This window comes from Prevotella sp. E13-17 (assembly GCF_022024035.1).
Taxonomy (GTDB): Bacteria; Bacteroidota; Bacteroidia; order Bacteroidales; family Bacteroidaceae; genus Prevotella.
In genome coordinates, this window is record NZ_CP091787.1 from 2,892,358 (window position 1) to 2,909,212 (window position 16,855).

Annotated in this window: 12 protein-coding genes; all 12 read right to left on the minus strand. The window is 46.4% G+C overall.

Features of this window, described 5'->3' with window-relative positions; all coding sequences use genetic code 11:
- Positions 1-165: 165 nt before the first annotated feature.
- Positions 166-1,713: a hypothetical protein gene (locus L6472_RS11690; RefSeq protein ID WP_237805290.1), complete on the minus strand. Its 1,548-nt coding sequence runs from the start codon at positions 1,711-1,713 to the stop codon at positions 166-168.
- A gap of 324 nt (positions 1,714-2,037) precedes the next feature.
- Positions 2,038-2,586, minus strand: a complete 549-nt coding sequence (locus L6472_RS11695) for a DUF4488 domain-containing protein (RefSeq protein WP_237805292.1) — start codon at positions 2,584-2,586, stop codon at positions 2,038-2,040.
- An 87-nt stretch (positions 2,587-2,673) separates the two neighbouring features.
- The gene (locus L6472_RS11700; protein ID WP_237805294.1) at positions 2,674-3,432 is read right to left on the minus strand and encodes an energy transducer TonB; all 759 of its coding nucleotides are present in this window, start codon (positions 3,430-3,432) and stop codon (positions 2,674-2,676) included.
- A gap of 225 nt (positions 3,433-3,657) precedes the next feature.
- Positions 3,658-4,119 (minus strand): hypothetical protein, encoded by a 462-nt coding sequence (locus tag L6472_RS11705; RefSeq protein ID WP_237805296.1) that lies wholly within the window; start codon positions 4,117-4,119, stop codon positions 3,658-3,660.
- 40 nt (positions 4,120-4,159) lie between these two features.
- Entirely contained in the window at positions 4,160-5,692 is a 1,533-nt protein-coding gene (locus L6472_RS11710; protein WP_237805298.1) for a hypothetical protein, read from the minus strand.
- A gap of 38 nt (positions 5,693-5,730) precedes the next feature.
- A complete protein-coding gene (locus L6472_RS11715; protein ID WP_237805300.1) occupies positions 5,731-6,240 on the minus strand; it encodes a hypothetical protein in 510 nt (169 codons plus the stop codon).
- 10 nt (positions 6,241-6,250) lie between these two features.
- A complete protein-coding gene (locus tag L6472_RS11720) occupies positions 6,251-6,718 on the minus strand; it encodes a hypothetical protein (protein WP_237805302.1) in 468 nt (155 codons plus the stop codon).
- A gap of 102 nt (positions 6,719-6,820) precedes the next feature.
- The gene (locus tag L6472_RS11725; RefSeq protein WP_237805304.1) at positions 6,821-8,227 is read right to left on the minus strand and encodes a DUF4419 domain-containing protein; all 1,407 of its coding nucleotides are present in this window, start codon (positions 8,225-8,227) and stop codon (positions 6,821-6,823) included.
- Between the two features lie 330 nt (positions 8,228-8,557).
- Positions 8,558-9,316, minus strand: coding sequence for an energy transducer TonB (locus L6472_RS11730; protein WP_237805306.1), 759 nt, complete (start codon positions 9,314-9,316; stop codon positions 8,558-8,560).
- Between the two features lie 1,806 nt (positions 9,317-11,122).
- On the minus strand, positions 11,123-11,902 hold the full coding sequence (lpxA, locus tag L6472_RS11735; protein ID WP_237805308.1) for an acyl-ACP--UDP-N-acetylglucosamine O-acyltransferase: 780 nt from the start codon (positions 11,900-11,902) through the stop codon (positions 11,123-11,125).
- 122 nt (positions 11,903-12,024) lie between these two features.
- Positions 12,025-13,377 (minus strand): TolC family protein, encoded by a 1,353-nt coding sequence (locus tag L6472_RS11740; protein ID WP_237808024.1) that lies wholly within the window; start codon positions 13,375-13,377, stop codon positions 12,025-12,027.
- A 149-nt stretch (positions 13,378-13,526) separates the two neighbouring features.
- The gene (locus L6472_RS11745) at positions 13,527-16,784 is read right to left on the minus strand and encodes an efflux RND transporter permease subunit (protein ID WP_237805310.1); all 3,258 of its coding nucleotides are present in this window, start codon (positions 16,782-16,784) and stop codon (positions 13,527-13,529) included.
- Positions 16,785-16,855: the final 71 nt, after the last annotated feature.

Genomic DNA, 16,855 nt, shown 5'->3' on the forward strand with positions numbered 1-16,855 from the left:
AGTCATCCCAATGGAGACTCGCCATTTCTTTTGTATCTTCTCTAAACAAAAAGTTTGAGCGTTGCGCGTATTAACTTTCGTTTCATAAAACAAGTCTGTTTGTGAAATCAGGTATGTTCGTTTGTTTGTATGTCTTTAAAAAGAGGTTATTATGTCTATTCATCGTCACTCCTTATTCTCTACAAACTGTCGGAAAGAGGTCTGTTGCCAAGGCGCAAACTCTTGAAGCACATTGTTCAGCTCATCCTTGTAACGAGCAGAGAGATCGCTTACTACCGTACGCCACTGTTCCGAAACGGGATCTTGCGCCATGGCACCAATAGAGATGCCTACCATCTTGCGGAGTTTTTCACGTACAGGAATACAACTCAAATGCTTGAAAGTATAAATGTATCTATCGGCATTGTCACGGAAGCCATTATTGCCATACTCATCTGATATCATCACGGCATAGAATTCACTCCAAGTCGATGGGAACCCTTCGAAGAATAGGTGTTGCATCTCACGCTGATGCATGTTCTTTAACACTAGGTTCCTGTATGCCACAGCCATAAGGAGCGTATCTGTAACAGCAGAAGGTTCTCTCTCTCCGAATTTGCGTAACGGCTTTTCCACCTCAGGGATATACATCTGAAGTATGGTTCCCTTATCACTATGAATGCGTGTTAAGACAATCCCTTTATCAGTCTTACAACTATCTTCCGTCATCCTACAAGGGACCACGAATTCGATTCCCGGAGTCTGCTTTGGTACACAATTCGTGATATAATAGCAAAGCGAATCTGTCATACAAACAAGCTCAACATCGAAGAACCCATATCCACGTCCATATATCTCTTTGATAAAGCGTTGCATTTTGTTGCCCACCACATTCTTTTGCCTAAACCTATTATCCTGCTGCATGAACTGCCAGAAACGAGCTCTTTGAAGCTCGGTCTTCTCATTCAACAATTGCGAAACCAGTCGTTTGTTGCGAGCCACCTTGGCTGTCACTATTTTCTGCCACATGTCCGAGGCCGGTGTGCTTTGTATCGGCATGCCAATGGTGATGCCAATGAGTTTACGATAGTACTCCTTGGCATCAATGTCCCTTAGATTGCTAAACGCATTGAGATACTTCTCAAAGTCGTGCGAGAAGTCCTGCTTGTAGATAGCCTTTATATCGTTTTTGAAGAAAGCTCCATTGAACGTGCGCTCAAAATCATACCATATTGAAGGAAACGCATCAAAAAAGGCCTGCTGGTACTGTTTGCCATGCTTTCTTATCAACTCTTTATAGGAGCAAGAAAAACGTAACGTATCGAATTTCTCACTATCATTTTTACTGAGGATTCGCTCGTTGTAATCGGCAACGTCTTCGCAATACAAGGAGATGCCATTGTCTGATACTGACATAATTCTAAAGTTAAAGGTCTTGGATGGCGTTGACTCATTCGATTTCACAACGACATACCTCCCTTTTTTGCTTTTCCCGACTAGGTCATCACGGAACTTACTGTGTGGTTCCATTGAAAGATAGTAAGCTTCTGCATCCACGCCTAAGCTCGACAATTTAGTACCCATATATATACTATCCTCCGTGAAAGCTACTTGATAGGAAATTCGTTTCCATGTCCATGTACTAGACTTCAAAAAGTCCATCGTCACCTCTTGAGCGTTGGTTACTAAAGAAAGCATCAGTGATAATAACAAAGTGCAATATATTCTTTTCATTGTATATTTTAAACTGACATACTTTGATATTAATAATCTTTATCGGGCAAGACATCATTTAGTTTATACATACTCATAGTCGGATCTATAGCTAGAGATAGAAACAGTTTCATGATCTCTGCATGCAACTCAAGTTCGGAGAGCGTTGTTCATGTTAGTTTTCGTTTCATAGTTACAAGATAATGAATTATTTAATTAATGTTTTTATAACGGATGGCTCTTGCAGAGGTCTGAAGAGCCATCCGTTTTCAATCTCGTGGTCACGCCATGTTCACCACTATATTTCTATTGAGTCAATGGTATCGACCATTAGAAGCTGCCATTTCAACGAATAGGGCAATCATCATAAGACATTCTTCCGAATATTATTTTAGCCCTTTGCATATACTCGTCCCAGTTATCTGCCACCTTCTTCAGAAGTTCCTTGCGCTCTTTCTCGTCATAGACAGCCTTTATCCACACATCAGTGATGGTACGCTTAGTGCCATCGGGGAAGACATGCGTGAACTCTGCAAGCAAGATACGACTATTCAGAAACTTATAGGTGAAATAAGCATCTGTCTCCCACTGCGGCCCTGCCTGGTGCAGCGTTATCTTTTCATGATAAGTGTTGTCGCTGGTAACCTCATAATTACCAAAAAGCCACGGATTGAAATCAAAATCCTCATAGTGATTGTAATCAGCGGGATTTAAGTAAAAGCCGAACAAACGTCCATCGGGCATAAACACCTTACCAGCCGAGCCAATCATTATAATGCCAGAGCCTCTGTATTCCACTTTCTGCCATACTCCGACCAAAGGATTGTTTTTGCCGGCAAAAGACACCATTGAACACAATGCCATAACGGCAAACGAAAAAAGAAACTTTTTCATAATTACAAATTGTTTTTAGTGATTATTGGTATATTGTTTTACACAGAATTCTTCGTCACTCCTTATTCACAATCTAAGGAGCTTGTCTTAGAGGTTGTTAGCTTTTGGCTCTCTATATTTAAACGAGATTGGGATTGTGTATTTTACATTGACAGGTTTGCCTTTATCAATTCCAGGTTTAAAATTTGGCATGTGCCTTATTGCAAACAATGCTGCATTGTCAAGACAAGGACAGACGCCCCGGAACACTTTCTCGTTACATATCTTGCCGTCTTTTCGGACTATGAAAGTCACTATAACACGACCAGACTGGTTGTTGGCTTTGGCAAAAGCCGGGAAATAAATACGCTTTGACATATAGTTGACCAGTTCCTGATTGCCTCCGGGAAATTCAGGAAGCTGCTCGGGAACAAGCACAACATTGTCTGCTGTCAAAGTCGTATCGATGCCATTATCCTCATCAATGTCGGTAACCATATATGACTTCTTCTTTTTCTTGACCCGATAACGAATATCATGCTGGCGCTCCCTTTCTGTGTTGAGGTCAGAAATAAAGTAAACAGAATACCAGTCTTTTCCTCGTGGGATAACCTTCAAAGTCGCCAAATCCGTCGGTGTGCGGTCATAGTTGTCATAGATAACAAAACAATGGCGTTCTTTATTCAACCTGTTTATTTTATCACAGCATGCTTCAGACATATACTGGTTCAAATCAACAGAATTCGACGTGAGAATGTCTGTATATACATTTTTCAAAAACGACACAGCTCCCTCATCATACTTCTGAGCATAACTGCCACACACAGCCATGCACAGCAAACAAATCAAAAACAGTTTCTTGTTCATCTATTTTTTATAGTTATAGGTTTATATGCTTTGAGTAATTTCTCGGTGCAAATATAGCAAAAAAGAGAATACGCAAGTCAAAAAATTAAAACGAATTTATAAGTCAAAATAAGTCAAAGATTCTTTTTGACCAATATTTTGCATTCTCGTACTCAATATTTTTGTTTTTCGTACCCATATCATTTTATTCGCTAATATGAATAAATTATTTTCATGGTCTGCTATTCATTTAATGATACGTAAAAGGTCCACCTGATTCCATCCGGGCAGCGTATATTTTCGCCAGTTCATCATTTTATAGTTAATGTCTTTCCTCCATTCTTCCTTGGGCATGTTGGCCTTCTTATAGGGGACTTCCAGCAGGAAAGCCCGAACACGGCTGTCCCTCGGCAGCAAATCTTCACGCACAAATTGCTCACCAGGGTGCAGAAAGTAGATGTCGCCAGGAAATAATGTATTATGACAGTCAAAGGAATGTAAGAGGCTGCCATCTTCCATTTCTACATATCTTATCTCTGGGTAACTGGCTGTAAACTGGAAGAAAATATAAGTCAGGCTGTCCGACATATTTCTAACGGTGACGTCTATATTGCCTGATGCCGGGTTATAGTCCGCATCGACTAGCAATTGAGCGCGGCTTTGCATCATGCCCAACGCTAATATGAAAAACAAGGTTATTTTTTTCATAGCCGCAACGATTAATCTTTGAGTATTTGATTATGTTCTATTACTCCTTATTCTCCACAAACTGTCGGAATGAGGTTTGTTGCCAAGGCTCGAATTCCCGAAGCACACTGTTCAGTTCCTCTTTGTAACGAGTAGAGAGATCGCTTACTACCGTACGCCACAGTTCAGAGGTGGGGTCTTGGGCAATGGCACCAATAGAAATGCTGACCATCTTCTTGAGAAGTTCATGTACAGGAATACAATTTAACTGCTCAAATGCAGAAATGTATTCATTAGCGTGCTGATGGAAGCCATTATTGCCTTTCTCGTTAGATATCATGGCAGCATAGAATTCACTCCATGTCGAAGGGAACCCTTCGAAGAACAAGTGTTGCATCTCCTGCTGGTCCATGTTCCGATCCAACAGGTTTCTGTATGCTACAGCCATGAGAAGCGTGTCTGTGACAAGTGAAGGCTCCCTCATGTGGAAAATGCGTATCGTATCTCTTGCTCCAGGTACAAACATTTGAAGCCTTGTTCCTTTACTGCTGCTAATGGGAGTTAACACAAGTCTCTCGTCATGACAGTCGCTGTTTTCTGTTATCTTATAAGGAGTAATCGTTTCGAATCTTGGAGTTTTGTAGGGTACGCATTTTGTAATGTAATAGCAGAGCGAGTCTGTGAGATAGAGGCGGTCTACATCGATTTCAGATATCGAGCGTCTCCATATCTCTTTAATATAACTTTGCTTTTTACGGACTACAACACCCTTTAGATATTTATTATCTTTCTTCACGAACTGCCAGAAACGAGCCTGTTGGAGTTCGCTCTTCTCTTTCAACAATTGCGAAACCAGTTCGTTGTTTTCGGAAATCTTGGTTGCTACTATTTCTTGCCACTTGTCCGATGCCGGTGTACTTTGTATCGGCATACCGATGGTGACGTCAATGAGTTTGCGATAGTACTCCTTGGTATCGACGTCCTTTAGATTGCTAAACGCATCAAGATATTTCTCAAAGTCGTGCGAGAAATCCTGTTTGTGGGTTGCTTCTATCTCGTATTTAAAGAAAGCACCATTGAACGTGCGTTCAAAGTCATACCATGTTGATGGAAACGCGTTAAAGTAAGCCTGTTGGTACTTTTTCCCACGCTTGTAGGTCTGCTCCTTATAGGAAGTGGAAAGTCGCAGCGTGTCGTATTTCTCATATCTTTCGAGAAACATAGCATCGCGTCCGTTCACGTATACCGGATCATACAAATTTAATCCTTTTTCTGAAGGAGATAATATCTCATAACTAAGTATGATGCCCCCATTAGATTTTACGATGATATATCTTCCTTTTTCATTTTTCCCAACTAGTTCATCACGAAATGTGCGCTGTGGTTCAGATGAAAGATAATAAGGTTTTGCAGTTGTATCGAAACACATCCATTTATAGCACATATATATGCTGTCATCCGTAAAGGCATATTGAAAGAGGAGACCATCATAGTTCCATGTACTGGATTTCAGAAAGTCCATCGTCACCTCTTGGGCATTAGTTACTGAAGAAATTATCAGTGCTAATAACAAAGTGCAATATATTCTTTTCATAATCATATATTTTAAAGATAGAAAATGCCTGTGACCTATCATCTGCCACCCTTAGGCTCCTCAACATAGAGATCTTCATTGAATGCCATCCTGGTGCGTCCCGGCAACCGCCAATCTTTAAATATGTCCTGTTGCGAGAACACATCAATAGAAGACCGTCTGTCCCTTGGGATGGCATACCGCGCAAAGTCCACATTCACCTGCACATGGAAGGATGTGGGCATCTTCTTTGGCAATACCAGCACACGGCTGACCGACATCCCCGGATGTAAGAACACCGAAGAACCCGAGAATAGGTCCTCGTGAAGATAGTATATTTGATGATTGTAATCAGTCTTCTCTATCGGCTTTACAGCTACAAACGTGCCAGGCTTTGCGCCCTCGCCATCCAAGAACTGAAACGACAGGCTATCAGATACATTCCGCAATGTGACAATAAGGGTTCCTGCGTCCTGGTCATAATTGGACGTTGCTAACAACTGTGCGGAACATGGGCACACATGGAGTGCCAACAGTCCCAATATGATATACGAATAAATTCTTTTCATGGTCTGCTATTCATTTAATGATACGTAAAAGGTTCACCTGGCTTTTTCTGGGTAGCGTGTATTTTCGCCAGTTCATCATTTTGTAGTCAACAGGCTTTCCCCATTCTTCTTTGGGCATGTTCGCCCTCCAGTAGCTAATTTCCAGCAGGAAAGCCCGAACAAAACTGGCAGTTAATACCGGATATCCAAGTTTCCATTGCTCGCCGGGGTGCAGGAAAAACAGATCGCCTGGTAATAAACTACACCTGCAAATCTCTGGATATAAGGTCTCGCCATTTTCCAGTTCTATATAGCTCATCTCTGCATCGGGGACGGGCATACGTTCACCACAGAAAATAAATGTCAGGCTGTCCGACATATTTCTAACGGTGACGTCTATATTGCCTGATGTCGTGTTATAATCCGCATCGGCTAGCAATTGGGCGCGGCCGTGCATTACGCCCAACGCTAATAGGAAAAACAAGAATAACTTCTTCATAATTTATACATTTTACTTGCTATACAGTAATGGCTTATTTACACACCATCAGCATGCAAACAGTTGTGGCTGTATGACTAAATACAGTCTGTCACTTCGAAACTAATAGACAGCTTCGAATGTCACTTGTGGGAAGTGCTTCTTGATAAGAGCTTTCTGCTTATCGGTCATTTTTCCATCGATAGTCAATCTGTCAATCTTCAATTTAAAGAACCAGTCTGGCAGCTTTACATCACCTTTGAAAGAAAGGCCTAATCTCTTAATGTGTTCCATGCGAGAAAGTATCTCGGGAACCTCATCAACAGTGAGATTAATAGCATATGCATCATCCTGCTCTCGTAGTTCTTTAATCTGATCCTCATCGCTAGGAGACTTGCGCACAAGCCAGCCAATTTTTGGTGTATAGGTATTGGTGAGCGTATCGACCTCGACACCAACGAATCCTGCCCATAATTCCATGGGAGTCTCACTCACTACAGAATTATTAAATCGATTAACAACTTGGTATTTGAAGCCCACGCTCACCTGTTCTGCAGGCATTCTTTCTCCATAATCAATCACATCGAGCGTCTTTCCGTTCTCATCGGGAAAGAATTTGAGTATCCAACCATCAAAATGTGTTGGTTCTCCAGGAATACAACCACCACCACTCTGTAGTTCTTTCAACCTATTCTTCTTCAGGATGTCCTGCCAAAAGCTCTGGTTAGGTCGGCCTTCCGCTGCACAAACGAACTCTGCGAGTATGGGCTCCAGACTCTTGGTCCAATCGCCAAGGCCGTACTTTTCTAATCTCTTGCTCTTTTCCATCACCTGACGCCAGTCATCGGGCGTTCCTTTCAGTGTGATTGTCGGAATGCCACAGCTCATGTAGATAATCAGATAATCGAAGTAAGACTTCACGCTCTCCATCAGTGTAATCTGCGAAGCCACCCGCTCTGCAGAACCTGTTGTTGAGAAGTCGGCCGTAATGGTCTTTGCAATGTCACCCTTGGTACATTGGTCAATCTGCGATGCAAAGTTATCTATAAGCCCTGGCCAGTCGGGATGGCCTGTGAGCAGGTCCTCAGAAGTTCTCACCACCAGCGTCACCTTTTTTTTATGATTAACCAGCTGATGGCGCAACTCCTCTGGATGAGCGTTCACATAGCGAGCGAAGCCTTGGCTGATGAGCAACCACATCATGTCGGGTGAAAGCGTCAGCGACTTGTGTTTAGCGTATGCATCAACAACACTACAATAGAAGGCATCCTCGAAAGCATTTCTCATGCATTGGGCATCAGCAAAGCTGGTGGCAATGATATGTCGGTCCTCTAGTTTTATATTTTTACTACCAAGCAAGAAGCTGGCAGACATTTCACCGGTATCATACGGATCACAATCCGGAATAGTCTCCAGATTCTCATCGACCACAAAAGTAATGCTACCCTTTGTTTGGGCTATTACCTTTTCATTATCTGCGCTCACTGTTAATGGCAATGCAAGCAACGATGCTAAAAGAAATTTTTTCATATTTATAGTCATTTAGTTTCATTATCTTATCGACCTACGATTACTTGTTTACTAGTGTCACTTAATTCCCTTCCTTTATTTTTTGCAAATCTACTCTGCAAACTATGATTCTTCCTTTTTCGCCCTGATAGCCCACCATGTACAGATAGCGTCCACGAAGAAGAATAGGATCATTAAAAAAACACATTTCTTTTCATTGTATATCCAATTAAAATGTTCAAAACAAGTATGTTTATAAAAATAAGTATGTTCGTTTGTTTGTATGTCTTTAAAAAGAAGTTATTATGTCTATTCTTCGTCACTCCTTATTCACAATCTAAGGAGCTTGTCTTAGAGGTTGTTAGCTTTTGGCTCTCTATTTTTAAAAGAGATGGGTATCGTATATTCCACATTCACGAGGCGCCCTCTATGCCTTCCCGGTTGCCACCTGGGCATGTGCTTAATAGCATACAAGACTGCATTGTCTAGACAGGGACTGACACTCCGAATCACTTTCGGATTGCATACCTTGCCATCTTTCCTGACAACCACAGTCACAACGACCCGCCCCGACAGCTTATGGGTTTGAGCATAAGTCGGGTAATACACATTCTCTATCAAGAATTTATCCATTTCCTCATCACCTCCAGGAAATAATGGAAAATGTTCGACAACACTCATAACATTATCTGCTATCAAAGTCGTATCGATGCCATTATCCTCATCAATGTCGGTAACCATATATGACGTCTTCTCTTTCTTGACCTGATAACGAATATCATGTTGACGTTCCCTTTCTGTGTTGAGGTCTGAAATAAAGTAAACAGAATACCAGTCATGTCCACGAGGGATAACCCTCAAAGTCGCCAAATCCGACGGTGTTCGGTCCCAATTGTCATAGATGACATAACAATGGCGTTCTTTGTTCAACCTATTTATTTTATCACAGCATGCTTCAGTCATATACTGGTTCAAATCAACAGAATTCGACGTGAGAATGTCTGTATATACATTTTTCAGGAACGCCACAGCTCCCTCATCAAACTTCTGAGCATAACTGCTACACACAACCATGCACAGCAAACAAATCAAAAACAGTTTCTTATTCATTTATTTTTTATAGTTATAGGTTTATATGCTTTGAGTAATTTCTCGGTGCAAATATAGCAAAAAAGAGAATACGCAAGTCAAAAAATTAAAACAAACTTATAAGTCAAAATAAGTCAAAGAACCTTTTTGACCAATATTTTGCATTCTCGTACTCAATATTTTTGTTTTTCGTACCCATATCATTTTATTCGCTAGGCACAACAATAGTAGCGCATTGATTCCGCAAAATAACTTCCCCCATGAAAAAACGAACATTTTCGAACATTTCCGAACACAGAAAACGAACAATTTTGAACATAAAAAAAACGAATATTCTGCAAAATCTTCGATGAAACCGACATTTTTTTAACCAAAACCGTGAAAACCCGCTTCTGTTGTTGATGGTCCTTCGGCCCATCGGTTTGTTGCTAATGCTTCATCGAAGCCAAGCAAGCTTGCCTTCGCCGCCGCATTACCCCCAAACCGCCTGTCGGCTGCAACAACAGAAGCGAAATACCATGAAAACCGCCTACGGCCTGGTAATTCTTTAGCATTGAAATCAACAGGAAAGGAATCCAATCAAGAATATCTCCCCTCCCTTCAAGGGGAGGGGCAGGGGTGGGGTCTGTATCTCCATTTGCAGTTAGAACAACACTGACCCCACCCCCGACCCCTCCCCTACATGGGAGGGGAGCGCCTACGGAGTCCTTGGATTTTCAACCGCATAGTACGAAAGATTCCTTTTGGGGTATGTTCTATAAATTACATATATCATCCGCTGAACTCCCCTACATGGGAGGGGAGTGGCTGCGCAAGGTTCAAGCTAAGGAAACAACCGCACAGGTTGAAAAATTTGACTTCCCATGTCGGCCGTCGAGCTAAACCTTTCCGACGTAGGCGGCCTCAATCGCGGAAGTTTTAGCCTGCTGCGCAGGGAAATTTTTCAAAATCTGATTCAAAATTAAACAGGATCTTTTATCCATTCGGCTTGTGTCAGACAAGAAAAAAAATAAAAATGAAAAATTTTGTTTTCAATTTTGAAGAATTTCCCGCCGTAGGCGGTTCCAACCAGTGAAAACTTTATTTTACCTACGGATTATACGGATTTTACAAATTTTTATTCCGTTAAAAACCCAATCTGTAAAATCCGTATAATCCGTAGGCCTTTAAAAACAAACAATTAACCGAATAATACTATGAAACTAGAAACAGGAATCCAATCGAGAATATCTCCCTCCCTTGGGAGGGCCGGGGTGGGGTTCGGTTTTCAGGACCGAAGGTCCGTGGTTTTTCCTTTGTGAGACAGAAGCCACGAAGGGGGCATGGTGTCTGTGGGAAGCCTGATGTGAACTTGTTCACAAGAAGGATTACCACTGGCAACATGAAAATCTCAACAGAGATTTCTGGCTCACAAAGGGGTCTTCTCGGTTTTGTTCAATAAACAGGGTCGTTTTAAAGTCTAAAAGCACGTATTCTAATGTCTTGAAGAGGCAGTTCTAAAGTCTAAGACCGCAACAATCACATTGGATCCAGGGGCTAGAATAACCACTTTTAGGGGCTGGATAGGCCACTTTCAGGGGGTAGGAATGGCGTGTCCAGCCCCTGGAAACGAGTCATCCAGGGGCTGGACAAAGAACAAAACAGCCCGTATTGCGTGACAAAAGCAGAACTATTGGCAATGAAAAGTGCCACCGTCAGCAAACAAAAGTGCCACTATTCGCGACGAATAGCAGCACTTTCGTAGATCTTCCTTCCCCTGCTTGCATCCCTGCCTACGGCAGTAAGCGACCAAAGGTCTGGCGGAGAGGGGCGTAGTGTGGTTTCACGTTACAGCTTCGTGATGATGCCGAGCTCGCTGGTCTTCAGGAATTCGATGATGTGGCGAATCTCGGCACTGTCGGGCACCTGTTGCTCAATCTGCAGGATGGCATCGAAGAGCGAGGTCTGACCGTGGAACACCAGACGATAGGCGTTGGCAATGTGCTTGAGCACCTTTTCATCGATGCCATAGGAACGACCCATGGTGAAGTTGACGCCACCATACTCAGAGCGCTTGGTGCAGATGATATAAGGAGGCACGTCCTTTGAGAAGGTGGTGCCAGCCTGAATCATGGCACCCTGCCCCACACGGGTCTTGGCATTCTCGATGACCGACGACGAGAAGATGACACCATCCTCGATGCAGCAGTCGCCGGCAATCTTGGTGCCATAGCCAAAGACGCAGCGGTTGCCCACCTTCGTGTCGTGAGAGATGTGAGCACCCTCCATCAACACGTTGTCGTTGCCCAGTCGGGTTTGTCCGCCCGTGTGAGTAGCACGGTTGATGACCACGTTCTCGCGAATGATGTTGTTGTCGCCGAGGATACACTCCGACTTCTCGCCACGGAAGTTGAAGTCCTGAGGCAACGCACCGATCACAGCACCCTGGTGCACCTTATTATTACGTCCCATGCGTGTGCCGCTGAGAATGCTGACAAAGGGGAAGATGATACAGTTATCACCTATCTCCACGTCGTCCTCGATATACACGAAGGGGAATATCTTACAGTTGTTGCCAATCTTTGCCTTGGGGCTAATCTCGGCTTTTGGGGAAATTTCACTTGCCATAATCTAAGCCCCCTAAGTTAGGGGGATGGGGGTCTGAACAAGCGTTTATCAGACCATTTTATTAGACTTTTTTATTAGGGGACCTGCGCCTGTTCAGACCCCCTACCCCCTAACTTAGGGGGTTAATGGCTTCCGCCTCCCAGCGCCTGATAGAGGTTGACCACAGCCTGCATCTTGTTGAAGTCGTTGGTGACCTTAGAGATGCGGGCGTTGAGCAGTCCACTCTGTGCCTGGATGACCTCCAGATAGCTGCTACCCTTAGAGGTGTAGAGCTGTCGGGTGTCTTCCACGTTCTGCTGGTAGAGCTTCACCTGCTTTTCGTCTATCTGGCTCAGCTCGTCGCAGGTGGCATAAGCCACCAAGGCATTGCTCACCTCATTACCAGCCTTGAGGATGGTGTTCTGGAAGGTGTTGAGCGCCTGCTCCTGCTGATACTTAGCCACCTTCAGCCCTGCCACGATCTGTCCGTGGGCGAAGATGGGCTGCGTCAGTGAGCCAACGGCAGAGAGGATCCACTTGCCGGGGTTGACGATGGCAGAGCCGAGCGAGTTGGTAAACATGGCATTGCCCGTGATGGTGATGTTGGGATAGAAGCGCGAGCGAGCCGTCTCGGTGTCGTAGAAGCACTGAGCCAGGTTCATCTCGGCAGCATGAACATCGGCGCGGTTGGAGAGCAGCTGGATGCCTACGCCCGTGGCAAACTCAGAAGGCAGCGACTGGTTGTAGAATGAGCCGCGAGGAATCTGATGCCCTGCCTCGTTGAGCAGCAGCGCCATAGAGTTCTCCATCTGTCGGATCTGCTGGCGCAGGGTGGCCTTTTGTGCCTGCACGCTGTAGTAGCTGGCCTCGGCACTCTGCACACTGGTAGAACGGGCACGACCCAGTTCCATCTGCAGTTTCATCATGTCCCAGGTCTCCTTGGTGAGCTGTTCCATGTCGGTGACGATGCGCATCTGCTCGTCGAGCATCATCAGCGTGTAGTAGAGGTTGGCCACACCACAGATAATATTGGTCTGTACCACCACCTGATAGTCTTTCGTGGCCAGCAGCTTCATCTGTGCCGAGCGCTTCTGCGAGAGCAGATTGCCGAAGAGGTCGAGGTTCCACGAAGCCGAGATGGGCAACTGGTAGGTCTTCGACACTGAGGCGCCATCCATCTGCACCTGACTGATGGTGCCCTGAGGGGCAATGGCCAGCGAGGGCAGGAAGGCCAGCTTAGACACGGTGAGGGCCGTCTCCATCATCTTCACGTTGAGGGCAGCATTGCGCAGGTCGGTATTGTTCTCGAGAGCAGTCTCGATGAGTCCTTGCAACTGGGGGTCGGTGAACACCTGACGCCAGGGCAGGTTGCCAAAGTTCTCGTCGCTGTTGACCACGAGGGTGTCGCCATCGCTCACCACGTCGCGCACCAGTCCGGCGGTGTTGACCGACTCGGGGCGCTCATATTTGTTGTAGAGACCACAGCTACTGAGCATCAGGCAGAACAGGAAGCCTACCCCAACCCCTCCGGAAGGGAAGGGCTTTATTATTCTCGTTAGAAAATTACTTTTCATCATAATCTTTTATCTTCTGGTTATTTGGTATCTGCCTCCCCTCCCCGATTGGGGAATGGAGGCAGGGGCTGCTATTTTTCAAGCGTATAATCAACAGGGCGCTTAGCATACTGCTGCAGCTCGGTGGCCACGTCGGGGTTCTCGTCATCGCCTTCGAACTTCATCGGACGGATCTTCTCCTGAAGCGACTGGAAGATGACAAACAACGTAGGCACGACAAAGAGCTGACAGAGCGTACCGATGAGCATACCGCCTACGGCTGCTGCACCCAGCGTCTGGTTGCCGTTTTTACCTACACCGCTGGCAAACATCAAAGGCAGCAGACCGATGATCATGGCCAGAGAGGTCATCAGGATAGGACGCAGACGGGCTGCAGAACCCAACACGGCCGACCAGGAGATGGCCATACCGGTGCTGCGACGCTCGAGGGCGAACTGCACAATCAGGATGGCGTTCTTGGCCAACAGACCAATCAGCATGATGAGCGAGATCTGCATGTAGATGTCGTTGGCATGGCCGAACAACATGGTGAACAGGAAGCAGCCTGCCAAACCGAACGGTACAGAGAGGATAACGGCCAGCGGCAGCAGGTAAGACTCGTACTGGGCTGAAAGAATCAGATAGATAAAGACGATACACAGCAGGAAGATGATGCCGGTGGTGTTTGAAGCCTTGGCCTCTTCACGCGTCAGGCCCTGATAGTCGTAGGTGTAACCTGTGGGCAACATCTGGGCAGCCACTTCCTGGGCGGCCTTGATGGCCTCACCGGTGGAATAGCCATCAGCCACGGTGGCAGTCACGTTGATAGACGTAAACAGGTTGAAGCGGTTGATGTTGGAAGGACCATAGACGCGCTCCAGCTGGCAGAACTCCTTGACGGGTGCCATGCCTGCATTGGTGCGCACATAGACGCTGTTGAGCGACTCGGGCGTCATGCGGGTCTCGGGCGAGCCCTGCACCATGACACGGTAGAGCTTACCATAGGCGTTGAAGTTGGAGGCGTAGAGTCCACCGTAGTAACCCTGCAACGTAGAGAGGACGGTGGCAGGCGAGATGCCGCTCTGCTTACACTTGGCCACATCTACATGCACCATGTACTGTGGATAGTTGGGGTTGTAAGAGGTCTGTGCCATCTGGAACTCAGGACGCTTGTTGAGCTCGGCCAGATAGTCTTTGACCACGCCAAAGAACTTGTCGAGCGAACCGCCCGTGCGGTCCTGCATGACGAGAGACACACCGCTGTTGGCCGAGAAGCCAGGAATCATAGGCGGTGCGAAAGCCAGAATCTGGGCATCCTTGATGTGGGCCGTCTTCAGATAGATCTGCGCCAGCACACCGTTAGACTCGTAGGGGTTGAGGAAGAAGCGATAGATGCCATCGCCCTGCCACAAGCCAGAGATCTTCCACCACAGTCCTTTCTGACGCTCGCTGAAGGGCTTCAGCTTCACGATGAAGGTGGCCTGGTCGGAACCGGAACCGGCAATGAAGTTGTAACCCTGAATCTGCTCACGGTTCTGAACAGCAGGATCGGCAGCCAGGATGCTGTCAACCTCGGCAATGACCTGCTGAGTGCGTGCCACGGAAGTGGCAGGAGGCATTGAGATGGTACAGAAGATGGTGCCGGTATCCTCGTCGGGCACCAGACCGGTCTTGCTGGTAACCAGCGAGACAACGAGCACGGCAATACCGATGACCACAGTCACCATAATGGCGATGGGACGGTGTACGAGCTTCTCGATGCGCGACTTATACTTGCCAAGAATGCCGTCGTAGGCGGTGTTGAAGGCCATGTGGAACTTGTCGATGCGCGACAGTTTCTTCTCGTGGCCGTCCTTGTCGTGCACCTTCAGGAAGATGGCACACAGGGCGGGCGACAGCGTCAGGGCGTTCAGCGCCGAGATGAAGATGCTGACTGCCATGGTCACACCGAACTCACGATAGAACGTACCGCTGGTGCCACCAATGAACGACACAGGGATGAACACGGCCGACATCACCAGCGTGATGGAGATAATGGCACCCGAGATTTCGTTCATGGCATCGATAGAGGCCGTCAGCGTTGACTTGTAGCCTTGGTCCAACTTGGCATGCACGGCTTCGACCACCACAATGGCATCATCGACCACGATGGCGATGGCCAACAGCAGGGCCGACAGCGTGAGCAGGTTGATGGAGAAGCCAAACAGCTCGAGGAAGAAGAACGTACCGACCAACGACACAGGCACGGCAATCAGAGGGATCAGCGTAGAACGCCAGTCCTGCAGGAAGACGTAGATGACGAAGAACACGAGCAGAAGGGTGAACACCAGCGTGAACACTACCTCCTCGATAGAAGCATAGAGGAACTCGGTGACGTCGTAGTTGATCTTATAGGTCATGCCTGGAGGGAATAGCTTGGCTTGCTCTTCCAGTTCTTTCTTCACGTTCTTGGCAATCTCGTTGGCGTTAGAACCAGCAATCTGCTGCACCATACCCAGCACCGAAGGCACGTTGTTGTTCTTCATGGCTACAGAATACTGCTGGCCACCCAGCTCGATCTTGGCCACGTCCTTCAACTTCAGCGTGGTGCCGTCGGCATTGCTCTGAATGATGATGTTGCCGAACTCCTCGGCAGTCTTGAAGCGACCGGTGTAGCGCATGGCATACTCGTAGGCCACGTCAGAGAGTTCGCCGAAGGTACCGGGAGCGGCCTCGATGTTCTGTTCGGCGAGCACACCGCTGATGTCGGAAGGCATCAGGTTGTACTGCTTCATCACGTCGGGCTTCAGCCAGATACGCATTGAGTAGGTCTTCAGACCGGGGCTCTGCACGTCGCCCACACCCTGAATACGCTTGATGGCAGGCACGATGTTGATATTACTGTAGTTGGTCAGGAACTCGTCGTCGTAGCGGCCGTCACTGGTCAGGGTGTACATGATCACCTGAGAGGTCTGGCGCTTCATGACGGTCACGCCGATACGTGTCACCTCGGCAGGCAGCAAGGCCTGTGCCTGCTGCACGCGGTTCTGCACGTTGACGGCACACATGTCGGCATTCATGCCCTGACGGAACAGCACACTGATCTGTGCCGAACCCGAAGAAGCGGTAGAAGAGATGTAGTCCATACCCTCTACACCGTTGATGCTCTCCTCCAGAGGTGTGATGACCGAGTTCTTGACGGTCTCGGCATCGGCACCAGGATAGCTGGTATATACCACCACGGTAGGTGGTGCAATATCGGGATACTGCTCAATAGGCAGCGAGGTCAATCCGATGACACCCAGCAGCACGATGAGGATAGAGATCACCGTAGATAGCACTGGGCGCTTGATAAAGTTTGTAAATGTCATTTCTTTAAAAATTTAAGAATTTAAGAATTGAAGAATTAAAGTTTTTCTCAGACTTCAACTTTTCAATTTTT

What these genes read in the sequence shown, in the direction of transcription:
- L6472_RS11690 (WP_237805290.1), bottom strand. Translation starts at nt 1,713, where the DNA reads ATGAAAAGAATATATTGCACTTTGTTATTATCACTGATGCTTTCTTTA.
- L6472_RS11695 (WP_237805292.1), bottom strand. Translation starts at nt 2,586, where the DNA reads ATGAAAAAGTTTCTTTTTTCGTTTGCCGTTATGGCATTGTGTTCAATG.
- L6472_RS11700 (WP_237805294.1), bottom strand. Translation starts at nt 3,432, where the DNA reads ATGAACAAGAAACTGTTTTTGATTTGTTTGCTGTGCATGGCTGTGTGT.
- L6472_RS11705 (WP_237805296.1), bottom strand. Translation starts at nt 4,119, where the DNA reads ATGAAAAAAATAACCTTGTTTTTCATATTAGCGTTGGGCATGATGCAA.
- L6472_RS11710 (WP_237805298.1), bottom strand. Translation starts at nt 5,692, where the DNA reads ATGAAAAGAATATATTGCACTTTGTTATTAGCACTGATAATTTCTTCA.
- L6472_RS11715 (WP_237805300.1), bottom strand. Translation starts at nt 6,240, where the DNA reads ATGAAAAGAATTTATTCGTATATCATATTGGGACTGTTGGCACTCCAT.
- L6472_RS11720 (WP_237805302.1), bottom strand. Translation starts at nt 6,718, where the DNA reads ATGAAGAAGTTATTCTTGTTTTTCCTATTAGCGTTGGGCGTAATGCAC.
- L6472_RS11725 (WP_237805304.1), bottom strand. Translation starts at nt 8,227, where the DNA reads ATGAAAAAATTTCTTTTAGCATCGTTGCTTGCATTGCCATTAACAGTG.
- L6472_RS11730 (WP_237805306.1), bottom strand. Translation starts at nt 9,316, where the DNA reads ATGAATAAGAAACTGTTTTTGATTTGTTTGCTGTGCATGGTTGTGTGT.
- lpxA (WP_237805308.1), bottom strand. Translation starts at nt 11,902, where the DNA reads ATGGCAAGTGAAATTTCCCCAAAAGCCGAGATTAGCCCCAAGGCAAAG.
- L6472_RS11740 (WP_237808024.1), bottom strand. Translation starts at nt 13,377, where the DNA reads ATGCTCAGTAGCTGTGGTCTCTACAACAAATATGAGCGCCCCGAGTCG.
- L6472_RS11745 (WP_237805310.1), bottom strand. Translation starts at nt 16,784, where the DNA reads ATGACATTTACAAACTTTATCAAGCGCCCAGTGCTATCTACGGTGATC.